Annotated in this window: 11 protein-coding genes and 1 riboswitch; of the genes, 9 read left to right on the forward strand and 2 right to left on the reverse strand. The window is 72.2% G+C overall.

Annotated elements, in window-relative coordinates; translation table 11 throughout:
* The first annotated feature begins 373 nt into the window (after positions 1-373).
* The 3 genes from sucC to ACZ466_RS27770 all read left to right on the forward strand — a co-directional run bounded on the left by sucC (position 374) and on the right by ACZ466_RS27770 (position 4,395).
* A complete protein-coding gene (gene sucC / locus ACZ466_RS27760; RefSeq protein ID WP_378282727.1) occupies positions 374-1,564 on the forward strand; it encodes an ADP-forming succinate--CoA ligase subunit beta in 1,191 nt (396 codons plus the stop codon).
* Positions 1,565-1,566: 2 nt separating this feature from the next.
* Positions 1,567-2,454 carry a succinate--CoA ligase subunit alpha gene (sucD, locus tag ACZ466_RS27765; RefSeq protein WP_378282726.1) on the forward strand — a complete coding sequence of 296 codons (888 nt, stop codon included), beginning with the start codon at positions 1,567-1,569 and terminating at the stop codon, positions 2,452-2,454.
* Between the two features lie 189 nt (positions 2,455-2,643).
* Positions 2,644-4,395, forward strand: a complete 1,752-nt coding sequence (locus ACZ466_RS27770) for a cell division protein PerM (protein WP_378282725.1) — start codon at positions 2,644-2,646, stop codon at positions 4,393-4,395.
* Between the two features lie 29 nt (positions 4,396-4,424).
* On the opposite strand, the gene ACZ466_RS27775 is transcribed toward ACZ466_RS27770, so the two are convergent.
* Positions 4,425-4,895 carry a DUF4190 domain-containing protein gene (locus ACZ466_RS27775; RefSeq protein WP_378282724.1) on the reverse strand — a complete coding sequence of 157 codons (471 nt, stop codon included), beginning with the start codon at positions 4,893-4,895 and terminating at the stop codon, positions 4,425-4,427.
* A 169-nt stretch (positions 4,896-5,064) separates the two neighbouring features.
* Here ACZ466_RS27775 and purN point away from each other — a divergent pair, with 169 nt between their 5' ends.
* From purN to ACZ466_RS27795, 4 genes are all read left to right on the forward strand, one after another.
* Entirely contained in the window at positions 5,065-5,736 is a 672-nt protein-coding gene (gene purN / locus ACZ466_RS27780) for a phosphoribosylglycinamide formyltransferase (RefSeq protein WP_378282723.1), read from the forward strand.
* 70 nt (positions 5,737-5,806) lie between these two features.
* A complete protein-coding gene (gene purH, locus ACZ466_RS27785) occupies positions 5,807-7,357 on the forward strand; it encodes a bifunctional phosphoribosylaminoimidazolecarboxamide formyltransferase/IMP cyclohydrolase (RefSeq protein ID WP_378282722.1) in 1,551 nt (516 codons plus the stop codon).
* Positions 7,358-7,540: 183 nt separating this feature from the next.
* Positions 7,541-7,720, forward strand: a complete 180-nt coding sequence (locus ACZ466_RS27790; protein ID WP_378282721.1) for a hypothetical protein — start codon at positions 7,541-7,543, stop codon at positions 7,718-7,720.
* Between the two features lie 29 nt (positions 7,721-7,749).
* A riboswitch (ZMP/ZTP riboswitch) is annotated at positions 7,750-7,836 on the forward strand.
* A 61-nt stretch (positions 7,837-7,897) separates the two neighbouring features.
* Positions 7,898-8,749 carry a bifunctional methylenetetrahydrofolate dehydrogenase/methenyltetrahydrofolate cyclohydrolase gene (locus ACZ466_RS27795; RefSeq protein ID WP_378282720.1) on the forward strand — a complete coding sequence of 284 codons (852 nt, stop codon included), beginning with the start codon at positions 7,898-7,900 and terminating at the stop codon, positions 8,747-8,749.
* Positions 8,750-8,862: 113 nt separating this feature from the next.
* On the opposite strand, the gene ACZ466_RS27800 is transcribed toward ACZ466_RS27795, so the two are convergent.
* The gene (locus ACZ466_RS27800; protein WP_378282719.1) at positions 8,863-9,591 is read right to left on the reverse strand and encodes an FHA domain-containing protein; all 729 of its coding nucleotides are present in this window, start codon (positions 9,589-9,591) and stop codon (positions 8,863-8,865) included.
* Between the two features lie 268 nt (positions 9,592-9,859).
* Between ACZ466_RS27800 and ACZ466_RS27805 the strand changes: the two genes are divergently transcribed.
* Both ACZ466_RS27805 and ACZ466_RS27810 read left to right on the forward strand, forming a co-directional pair.
* Positions 9,860-10,345 carry a DUF3017 domain-containing protein gene (locus tag ACZ466_RS27805; protein ID WP_378282718.1) on the forward strand — a complete coding sequence of 162 codons (486 nt, stop codon included), beginning with the start codon at positions 9,860-9,862 and terminating at the stop codon, positions 10,343-10,345.
* An 81-nt stretch (positions 10,346-10,426) separates the two neighbouring features.
* Positions 10,427-11,644 (forward strand): NADP-dependent isocitrate dehydrogenase, encoded by a 1,218-nt coding sequence (locus tag ACZ466_RS27810; protein WP_378282717.1) that lies wholly within the window; start codon positions 10,427-10,429, stop codon positions 11,642-11,644.
* Positions 11,645-11,899 lie beyond the last annotated feature (255 nt).

An 11,899-nucleotide genomic window follows, 5' to 3' on the forward strand; every position in this document is an offset into this window, starting at 1 on the left:
AGGCGGTCACCCAACCCCTCCCGAAAGGGCGAAAGATCAGTACATCAAGCGCCACTTCCGGGATCCTCCTCCTCAGGGAGCAAACCAGACATCCTCCTCAAGGTTCATACCCCCGAGCATCCTCGGCCTATCGGACCGGTGGCCGGGGCGCCGGTACGGACCACCGTACGTATTCCGGCGGATTCCTTGGGCTTCCTGGGGGTTCCGCTTGGGCGGGCCCCGGCGGCATCACCATGGACCTGGGGAGACTAGGCTGCATCGACGGAGCGGACCGCCCGGGTGACGGGCAGCGCGGACGCCCGTGTCACCATACGGACACCTGTGCCACCACACTTGAGCGGTCATTGTCTGTCGATCCGTTAAGGACGCCCTCGTGGACCTGTTCGAACATCAGGCGAAGGAACTCTTCGCCGAGTACGGGGTACCGGTGCCCACCGGCAAGGTCGCCCATACTCCCCAGGAAGCCCGGACCATCGCGGAGGAGCTGTTCGCCGCGGGGAACGCCAAGGTCGTCGTCAAGGCCCAGGTCCTCACCGGGGGCCGGGGCAAGGCCGGCGGCGTGAAGCTCGCCGACGACGCCGACGAGGCCGAGGCCCTCGCCGGCCAGATCCTCGGCATGGACATCAAGGGCCACACGGTCCACAAGGTCCTGATCGAGCAGGGCAGCGCGATCGCCGAGGAGTACTACTTCTCCTTCCTGCTCGACCGCGCCAACCGCACCTTCCTGTCGATCTGCTCCGCCGAGGGCGGCATGGAGATCGAGGAGGTCGCCGAGACCGACCCCGACGCCGTCGCCAAGGTGGACATCTCCGCGCTCGACGGCGTCGACCGCGCCAAGGGCCGCGCGATCGCCGAGGCCGGCCGGCTGCCGGAGCAGGCCCGCGACGGCGCCGCCGAGCTGATCGAGCGGCTGTGGGCGGTGTTCACCGACGAGGACGCCACCCTGGTCGAGGTCAACCCGCTGATCCTCACCGCCGACGGGCGCGTCATGGCGCTGGACGGCAAGGTCACCCTCGACGACAACGCCGCGTTCCGGCAGGAGTCGCACGAGGCCCTCCAGGACAAGGCCGCCGCCGACCCGCTGGAGGCGCGCGCCAAGGAGAAGGACCTCAACTACGTCAAGCTCGACGGCAGCGTCGGGATCATCGGCAACGGCGCCGGCCTGGTCATGTCCACCCTGGACGTGGTCGCCTACGCCGGCGAGGAGTTCGGCGGCCAGAAGCCGGCCAACTTCCTCGACATCGGCGGCGGCGCGTCCGCCGAGGTGATGGCCAACGGCCTGGAGATCGTGCTGTCGGACGCCGACGTCAAGTCGGTGTTCGTCAACGTCTTCGGCGGCATCACCGCCTGCGACGCCGTCGCCAACGGCATCGTGGCCGCCTACAAGCTGCTGGACGAGCGCGGCGAGACCGTCGACCGGAAGCTGGTCGTCCGGCTCGACGGCAACAACGCCGAACTCGGCCGCAAGATCCTGAGCGACGCGGCGCTGCCCGGCGTCGAGCAGGTCGACACCATGGACGACGCGGCCAAGCGGGCCGCCGAACTCGCCTCGGTAGGTGCGTGACAATGGCCATCTGGTTGACCGAGAACAGCAAGATCATCGTGCAGGGCATGACCGGCTCGGAGGGCATGAAGCACTCCCGCCGCATGCTCGCCTCCGGCGCCGCCGTCGTCGGCGGCGTCAACGCCCGCAAGGCCGGGCAGAGCGTCGACTTCGACGGCACGTCCCTGCCGGTGTTCGGCACCGTCGCCGAGGCGATGGCCGAGACCGGCGCCGACGTGTCGGTGGTGTTCGTCCCGCCGAAGTTCACCAAGGACGCCGTGGTCGAGGCCGTCAACGCGGAGATCCCGCTCTGCGTCGTGATCACCGAGGGCATCCCGGTGCACGACACCGCCTACTTCTGGGCGTACGCCGAGAAGAAGGGCGACAAGACCCGGATCATCGGCCCGAACTGCCCCGGCATCGCCTCGCCGGGTGCGTCCAACGCCGGCATCATCCCCGCCGACATCACCACCCCCGGCCGGATCGGGCTGGTGTCCAAGTCGGGCACGCTGACATACCAGATGATGTACGAGCTGCGCGACATCGGCTTCTCCACCTGCGTCGGCATCGGCGGCGACCCGGTCATCGGCACCACCCACATCGACGCGCTGAAGGCCTTCCAGGAGGACCCGGACACCGACGCGATCGTGATGATCGGTGAGATCGGCGGCGACGCGGAGGAGCGCGCCGCGGCCTACATCGAGCAGAACGTGACCAAGCCGGTCGTCGGCTACGTCGCCGGGTTCACCGCGCCCGAGGGCAAGACCATGGGCCACGCCGGCGCCATCGTCTCCGGCTCGGCCGGCACCGCCCAGGCCAAGAAGGAGGCCCTGGAGAAGGTCGGCGTCCGGGTCGGCAAGACCCCCAGCGAGACCGCCCGCCTGATGCGCGACATCATGAAGAACCTCTGACGGGGAAGACCCTCTGAGGTGCGCCCGGCGCGCCTCCCCGAGGACCGAAAGACGCCCGAGCCGCCACCCGGCGACCCGGGCGTCTTTCGTCCCGTCCGGTTCCGGCGCCGGTGCTGATCGTCGATGACAAAGACGACACGCCGGACGGGCGGAGGGCCGGGGCGGGCCCTTGCTGCCAGCATTGACGGCGTGAGCGAAGCGAGTCCCGGACAGCGAGCGAGACCGGAGCCGCGGGCCGCCGCGGCCCGCACCCCCGGCGACGACGGCGGTGACCAGGGCGGCGGAGGCGCGCCCCGGCCGCTGTACGTCACCGGGCTGGTCGGCGCGCTGTGGTGCATCGGCATCGGGCTCGCCATGCTCACCACCATCACCCTGCTCGGCTGGGTCGCCGCGCCCCGCACCGCCCTCGGACCCGGCCTGCCCGGCGTCTTCCGGACGGCGGTCAACCTGTGGCTGGTGTCCCACCACGCCGGGTTCTCGGTCCCGCAGGGACGCGTCGGGCTGCTGCCGCTGGGGCTGCTGGTCCTGCCCGGCGCGCTGCTCTACCGCAGCGGCGCCTGGATGATCAGGGCCGCCGGGGTGCCCGATCGGCCCCGGATCGGCGTGCTGCACGTCGCGGTGGCGCTCGCCGCCCCCTACGCCGCCCTGGCCGGGCTGCTGGCCCTCGCCGCGACCTCGCCCACCGTCCGCGCCTCCGCCTGGCAGGCCCTGGTCGCCGCGTTCGTGGTGGCGCTGGTCTCGGGCGCGCTCGGCGCGGCCCGCGCCCTGGTCGCCGCGCGCGGCCGCCGGGTCAGGTCCGGGCTGGGCGCCCTGCTGCGGCTGCTGCCCGAACGGCCCCGCTCGCTGGTGATCGGCGTCGCCGGCGCCACCGCCGTCCTGCTCGGCGCCGGCGCGGTGCTGGTCGGCGCGTCCCTGGCGATGCACCTGCCGCAGTTCACCGAGCTGTACGGCGCGCTGGCCCCCGGCGCCGTCGGCGGCGTGCTGCTCCTGCTGCTCCAGCTGGCGTTCCTGCCCAACGCGATCATCTGGGGGATGGCGTACGCGATCGGCCCCGGCTTCTCGGTCGGCGCCGGCACCGGGGTCTCCCCGTCCGGGGTCTTCCTCGACGTCATCCCCACCTTCCCGGCGCTGGCCGCGCTGCCCGAGCCCGGACCGGCCCCGCTGGTGTCGCTGATCGCGCTGGCCGCGCCGTTCGCCGCCGGCGCCGTGGGCGGGGTGCTGACCGTCCGCGCCATGCCGAGCCCGGTGTACGAGGCCGCCCCGCTGTGGGGCTTCATGTCCGGCGCGCTGACCGGGGCCGCCGCGGCCGTGCTGAGCGCGCTGGCGGGCGGGCCGCTGGGCGGGGGACGGATGGCGACCGTCGGCCCGTCGCCGTGGCAGGTCGGCCTGCTGGCGGCCCTGGAGGTCGGCATCTCCGCGGCCATCGCGGCCTGGCTGGCGAACTGGCTGACGATGCGTCGTCCCGCGTCCGAGCCCGGCGAGGAGGAGCCCTTCGGGCGGCGGGCCGGGGAGCCCGGGGAGCGGGCCGCCACGAGGCGTGAACGGCGCCGCGAGAAGAAGGCCGCGGCCCTGCCCGCGGAGGTCCCCGAGGAGGAGGGGCCGGAGCCCGTCCTCGAACCGGTCGCGGCGCCCGCCCCGGAGCGGAAGCCCGCGCGCAAGCCGTCGCCCTACACCGACGACCCGCTGGAGTTCGAGGAGGCCGAGCCGGTGCTCGCGCCCCGCAGGCCCAGCAGGGCCGGGGTGCTGCCCGCCGAGCCGGAGCCGGAGCCGGAGCCGTTCGATGATCTTCCGGAGCGCCGCGGCGCGACGGAGGAGGAGACCGGCCACGACGAGCCCGAGCCCGCCCCGCGCAGAGTCCCGGCGCCGCGTGAAGACGTCGAGCGGACGGAGAACCGCGGCGGCGCCATCTACTTCCTCAGGGACGACCCCGACCGCGACTAGCCGGCTGGTTCGTGTGACCAGGCCGCGTCTCAGAACATGTCGCCGTAGCGGGACATGCTCCCCGCGGGCAGGTTCAGCTTCTTCTCGATCTCGGAGAAGTAGCGGTCACGGCAGGCGGTCTCGTCGGTCCGGGTGTTGGCCGAGCCCAGGCACTCCTGGTACCCGCTCAGCTGCGGCCACAGCACCGCCGTCACCGCGAGCCAGAAGCTCGCCAGCGCCAGCCCGAACGCGCCCAGCACGATCCCGCCGACCGCCCCCGGCGCCGCGGAGCGCTCCCGGACGGCCTGCTTGCGCGCCCTGACCCCGACCACCAGCGCGGCGATGCCCAGCACCAGCCCGACCGGGAAGAAGAACGGCGTCAGGATGAGGGCGCCGCCGCCGAGCCACAGCGCCCGCCGTCCCGCGCGCCGGGCGTCGTCGTCCTTGCCCGCGGGGCCGCCGGCGGCGGGGGCGGTGTCCCGGCCGATCCCGCCGTCGCCCTGTCCCGGCTGCTCACTCAACGTTCCGTCCTCCCGATGCCGACCTCTGGTGCGAATGCCGCCGCGCCGAACAGGGCCGATAGGCTTTGTGGCGGCCGGTCAGGCCACCGTGCCCGGACCGCCCCCGGTCCGCGCCCGCGGTAGGCCCGCCGCCGGTCCGACGTCCACCAGCACCGTCCACCAAGGAGTCATGGTGTCCGCCCGGCTCGTCGTCCTCGTCTCCGGCGCGGGGACCAACCTACAGGCGCTGCTCGACGCGTGCGCGGATCCAGCCTACGGGGCCCAGGTGGTAGCCGTGGGCGCCGACCGCGACGACACCGGCGGTGTGCGGCGCGCGGAGGGCGCCGGACTGCCCACGTTCACGGTCCGCATCCCCGACTTCGCCGACCGCGCCGCCTGGGACGCGGCGCTCACCGAGGCCATCGCCGCGCACGAGCCCGACCTGGTCGTCTCCGCCGGCTTCATGAAGATCCTCGGCCCGGCGTTCCTGGCCCGCTTCGGCGGCCGCACGATCAACACCCATCCCGCGCTGCTGCCCTCCTTCCCGGGCGCGCACGCCGTGCGGGACGCCCTGGCGTACGGGGTCAAGCTCACGGGCTGTACGGTGCACCTCGTCGACGAAGGCGTGGACACCGGACCCGTCATCGCCCAGGAGGCCGTGCCCGTTCGCTGGCACGACGATGAAGAGAGCCTCCATGAGCGCATCAAGCAGGTGGAGCGCCGGCTCATGGTCGAGGTCGTGGGCCGGCTGGCCCGCGACGGCTGGACCGCCCAGGGCCGGCGGGTCTCCATGAAGTGCAGGACCTGTAACACGTCCGCAGACGATGAGGGGAGCCCGGCCGGTGAGCCAGGTCGCGAATGATGCCGGGGGCACCGCCCCCGGCAGGGTGCCGAGCGATTCTGGGGGGGCGACCCCCCAGGCCCCCCGGCAAGTGCCGGTTAAGCGCGCACTGATCAGCGTGTATGACAAGACGGGCCTGGAGGAGCTGGCCAAGGGCCTGCACGAGGCCGGCGTCGAGATCGTCTCGACCGGCTCCACGGCGGGCCGCATCGCCGCCGCCGGGGTGCCGGTGATGAAGGTGGAGAAGCTCACCGGCTTCCCCGAGTGCCTGGACGGCCGGGTCAAGACCCTGCACCCCAAGGTGCACGCGGGCCTGCTGGCCGACCGGCGCAAGGACGACCACCTCCAGCAGCTCGACGACCTCGGCGTCGAGCCGTTCGACCTGGCGGTGGTGAACCTCTACCCGTTCTCCGAGACCGTCGCCTCCGGCGCCGCGCCGGACGACTGCGTCGAGCAGATCGACATCGGCGGCCCCACCATGGTCCGCGCCGCCGCCAAGAACCACGCCAGCGTGGCCGTGGTCGTCGACCCGGCCGGCTACCCGGCGGTGCTCGAGGCCGCCCGCGCCGGCGGCTTCACGCTGGACGAGCGGCGCCGCCTGGCGGCCCGCGCGTTCGCCCACACCGCCGCCTACGACGTGGCCGTGGCCTCCTGGTTCGCCGGCGAGTACGCGCCCGACGCGACCGCCGCGCAGACGCAGTGGCCCGACTTCCTGGGCGCCGCCTGGGAGCGGTCCGCCGTGCTGCGGTACGGGGAGAACCCGCACCAGCGCGCCGCGCTCTACACCGCCGGCACCGGCGGGCTGGCCGGGGCCGAGCAGCTGCACGGCAAGGAGATGTCGTACAACAACTACGTCGACTCCGACGCCGCCCGCCGCGCCGCCTACGACTTCGCCGAGCCCGCCGTCGCGATCATCAAGCACGCCAACCCGTGCGGCATCGCGATCGGCGCCGACGTGGCCGAGGCGCACCGCAGGGCGCACGAGTGCGACCCGGTGTCGGCCTACGGCGGCGTGATCGCGGTCAACCGGCCGGTGACCGCGGCGATGGCCGAGCAGGTCGCCGACGTCTTCACCGAGGTGCTGGTGGCCCCCGGGTTCGAGGACGCCGCGCTGGAGATCCTCACCCGCAAGAAGAACATCCGGCTGCTGCGCTGCCCCGAGGGCCCGTCCGACCCGGTGGAGTTCCGCCGGATCGACGGCGGTGTGCTGCTGCAGACCGTCGACCAGGTGGGCGAGCCCGGCGACGACCCGTCCGGCTGGGACCTCAAGGCGGGGACGCCCGCGGACGAGGCCACGCTGCGCGACCTGGCGTTCGCGTGGAAGGCGTGCCGGTCGGTGAAGTCCAACGCGATCCTGCTGGCCGCGGGCGGCGCCACGGTCGGCGTCGGCATGGGCCAGGTGAACCGGGTCGACTCGGCCCGGCTGGCGGTGTCGCGGGCCGGTGAGGAGCGGGCCGCCGCGGCGGTGGGCGCGTCCGACGCCTTCTTCCCGTTCCCCGACGGCCTGGAGGTGCTGGCTCAGGCGGGCGTGCGGGCGATCGTCGAACCGGGCGGCTCGATCCGCGACGAGGACGTGATCGCGGCCGCCGAGAAGGCCGGGATCACCCTGTACTTCACCGGAGTCCGGCACTTCTTCCACTGACCGCCGGGTCCGCCGCCCCCGGGATTCCGCGTGCTCCGGCACGGGAATCCCGGGGGTTTTCGCCGATCATGGGCGGTTTTACGGTTTCTGGTTGGTACCCTCTGGCGGGTCGCGCGCCTCTCCTTCCCCGGACTTCCCCGGACCCGGCCCTGCGCGACCCGTCTCTCTCATGGAGCCCCGTCTATGGACGTCCTGGTGACCCTGCTGCTGGCGAGCGTGACGCAGACCGCCACCCTGCTCGCCGAGTCCCGCCAGATGATCGGCCTCGCCGCCGCCATCCTGGCCGCGATGCTGGCCGCCCAGATCGGCTGGCACGGCACCGACCGCCTGCTCGCCTGGAAGTCCCGCCCCGACGAGGACTGAGCCGACGGGCGCGGAGAGCGTCGATAGACTGGCCGGGACGCGACTGGCGCGGTCAAGGTGGACTCGACCACCGGGGAGCGAACACAGTCCGGACACCGCGCGCCTGGGTGGACGGCATCCGAGCCGGGATCGGGGACGCCCGGGAAGGCTCCCGGCCAGATCAGCGCGGAGGAACAGATGACGGCACAGATCCTGGACGGCAAGGCCACCGCGGCGGAGATCCGGGCCGACCTCAAGGTACGGGTCGAGGCGCTGCGCGAGCGCGGCGTGACCGTCGGCCTCGGCACCGTCCTGGTGGGCGACGACCCCGGCAGCACCGCCTACGTCAACATGAAGCACCGCGACTGCGCCGAGGTCGGGATCGAGAGCATCCGCCGCGACCTGCCCGCCGACGCCACGCAGGACGACGTCGAACGCGCCGTCGCCGAGCTCAACGACGACCCCGCCTGCACCGGCTACATCGTCCAGCTGCCCCTCCCCAAGGGCCTGGACGAGCAGCGCGTGCTGGAGCGCATCGACCCGCTCAAGGACGCCGACGGCCTCCACCCGATCAACCTCGGCCGCCTCGTCCTGATGCAGCCCGCGCCGCTGCCGTGCACGCCGAAGGGCATCGTCGAGCTGCTGCGCCGCTTCGACGTCCCGCTGCGCGGCGCCGAGGTCACCGTGATCGGCCGCGGCGTGACCGTGGGCCGCCCGCTCGGGCTCCTCCTCACCCGGCGCAGCGAGAACGCCACCGTGACCCTGTGCCACACCGGCACCCGCGACCTGGCCGCGCACACCCGCGAGGCCGACATCGTCGTCGCCGCCGCCGGCGTCCCCGGCCTGATCACCGCGGACCTCGTCAAGCCCGGCGCCGCCGTCCTGGACGTCGGCGTCTCCCGGGTCGACGGCAAGCTCGCCGGCGACGTCGCCGCCGAGGTCCGCGAGACGGCGGGCTGGGTCGCGCCCAACCCGGGCGGGGTCGGCCCCATGACCCGCGCCATGCTCCTGTCGAACGTCGTCGAGGCCGCCGAGCGCGCCTCCGCCTGACCCCGCGGCGAACCCACCCACACGTACGGGGCCGCGTGACGCGGCCCCGTACGGGTGGCGTGGCGACCGCCCCTCGTTGGCGCTACCCGGGGCGGGGCGGTCGCACGGTCACATCAGCTGGCCCGGCGCCCCGCCGCCGTCGTCGCCGGCCGGCCCGGTGCGGTGACGTGGCCCGGGGCGTGCGGGCCCCCCGGGCGGCGGACTTCCGGGCCGCGGCTCCGCGCGGCGTCCATCGGCGGCCGGTTCTGCTGCGGTACGTGCACCGGCGGCAGTGGCCTGACCAGACCCATCGCGATGACCTCGTTGGCCAGCCGGGTGCGCCGGTTGGCGCCCTCGGGGATGCGGAACTTCTGGTAGAGCCGCAACAGGTGCTGCTTGACCGCGGCCTCGGTGACGACCAGGTCGGCGGCGATCTCCCGTGCGGTGGCGGGTGCGACGAACGCCTCGTCCGACAGCGCCGGACGGCACAGCGAGGTCAGCACGTCCACCTCGCGGCGGGTGAGCTCCGGAGCCACGGCACGCCGCAGCTCGACGTCCGGATCGACCTCCTCCCGGGGGATGCCCCCCATCCGGCAGCGCGCCGTGCCGAAGCTGACGACATCACCGTCCTCCAGGACTCTGCGGGCGATCGGGCGGCCATTGACACGGGTCCCGTTACGGGACAGTCCCATGTCGACGACGTACACGTACGGGCCGCGCCGAACGATCTCTGCGTGCAATCGGGACACACTCGGGTCGTCGAGGCGGATGTCGACTCCCCGCCCTCGCCCGACCGTCGTGACGTCGGGGCGCAGCGGCACCACCAGCCCGCTGTCCTCGATCCGCATGAACGGCCCCTCCACGGCAGTCCTCCCAGCTAGTTAGCGACCCCTGTCTGGCGGGTTACCCGGCCGCGTACCCGTCACACCCTCCTACTGGCCGGTAGGACCGATGCCACAAGGCATGTGGCGTCCATCAGGACGTTCTGGGCCCCATCCGTCACGCTCCTGGAGTGAAGAGATTGCGGCCTGGACGGTAAAGTTGGAAGAAATCTCCCGTCAAGAGGGCCCCTTCTCCGGCAGATATCACGGGCCGACGCGCCCGGGGCCGGAACCGGCTACGGTCGGTCGTATGAGCACCGAGTTGCGCCGAAGGCGGCGCAAGGCCCCCACGCGCAGGGGAACCGGACCGCACTGGCTGGGCCGGCTGCCCTATCTGATCGTCCTCAGCGGCGTGACGGCCGGGCTGGTGCTGTGCTTCTTCCACTACTTCCGCAAGGGCTCGGTACTGATCGCCGCGGCGCTGCTGTTCGGCGCGCTGGCCCGGCTGCTGCTGCCCGAGGCCCAGCTCGGCATGCTGGCGGTGCGGAGCCGCTCCATCGACTGCTGGACGCTGGTGTTCCTCGGCGAGGCGGTCGCCTTCGTCGCGCTCAGCGTCCCGCCCATGAACAAGACGGGACTGGTCGTGGCCGCGGCGTTCGGCCTGCTCATCGCCGTGGTGTTCGTGGTGCGGGGCGTCCGTTTCCTGCTGTCGCAACGCGGCGGAGCGCGCGGTGCGCCGCGCGGTGCGCCCGGCGGCGTACCCCCCGGGTCAAGCCCAGGTCGAGGCCAGGTCTAGACCTCCGTCGCCTCTCGGATAGCCTTCGCAGTTGAGCCTTACAAGGACTGCTGGCCGGTGTAGGAAAGGGACAGCAACAGCATGCCCAAGATCAAAGTAGCGGGCCCCGTCGTCGAGCTCGACGGCGACGAAATGACCCGGATCATCTGGAAATTCATCAAGGACCAGCTGATCCTGCCTTACCTCGACGTCGATCTGAAGTACTACGACCTCGGGATCGAGCACCGCGACGCCACCGACGACCAGGTGACGATCGACGCCGCGAACGCCATCAAGACCCACGGGGTCGGCGTCAAGTGCGCCACCATCACCCCCGACGAGGCGCGCGTCGAAGAGTTCGGCCTGAAGAAGATGTGGCGTTCCCCCAATGGAACGATCCGCAACATCCTCGGCGGCGTGGTGTTCCGCGAGCCGATCGTCACCTCCAACATCCCGCGGCTGGTGCCCGGCTGGACCAAGCCGATCATCATCGGCCGTCATGCCCACGGCGACCAGTACCGCGCCACCGACTTCGTGGTGCCGGGCCCGGGCACGGTGACGATCACCTACACGCCCGACGGCGAGGGCGAGCCGATGGAGTTCGAGGTCGCCAAGTTCCCCGGCGGCGGCATCGCGATGGGGATGTACAACTTCGACGACTCGATCCGGGACTTCGCCCGGACCACCATGCGGTACGCGCTCAACCGCGAGATGCCGCTGTACATGTCGACGAAGAACACGATCCTCAAGGCCTACGACGGCCGGTTCAAGGACATCTTCCAGGAGATCTTCGACACCGAGTTCAAGGCCGAGTTCGAGGCGAAGAACCTCACCTACGAGCACCGGCTCATCGACGACATGGTCGCCGCCGCGCTCAAGTGGGAGGGCGGCTTCGTCTGGGCCGCCAAGAACTACGACGGCGACGTCCAGTCCGACACCCTCGCGCAGGGCTTCGGCTCGCTCGGCCTGATGACCTCCGTGCTGATGACCCCGGACGGCAAGACCGTCGAGGCCGAGGCCGCGCACGGCACCGTCACCCGCCACTACCGGCAGCACCAGCAGGGCAAGCCGACCTCCACCAACCCGATCGCGTCCATCTTCGCGTGGACCCGGGGCCTGGAGCACCGCGGCAAGCTCGACAACCAGCCCGAAGTCACTGATTTCGCCCGCAAGCTGGAGCAGGTCTGCATCGAGACCGTCGAGGGCGGCCAGATGACCAAGGACCTGGCCCTGCTCGTCGGCGACTCGACTCCCTTCCTGACGACGCAGGAGTTCCTCGAGGCCCTGGACACCAACCTCCAGAAGAAGGTCAACGGCTAGTATCGGGCCGTGTACTCCCCGCGCAAGCGGGGGTGGTCCGGACCTGGCGTTGCTCGTTGGGGCGGACACGCCCTTGTCCCCGCGTAAGCGGGGGTGACGAAGGCCGCTCCGGTGATCCCGGGGCGGCCTTCGGTGTGTTCGGGGGCGGGGCGGGGAGGGGTGGCGTGCCGGGTGGCGCACCTGCGCGTACCGGAGGGGCAGGCGCGCGATAGCCTGGCGGAGAAATATCTCGACGACGAGAGAATCCCGCGTGGG

It is taken from the genome of Actinomadura rugatobispora (genome assembly GCF_055379765.1).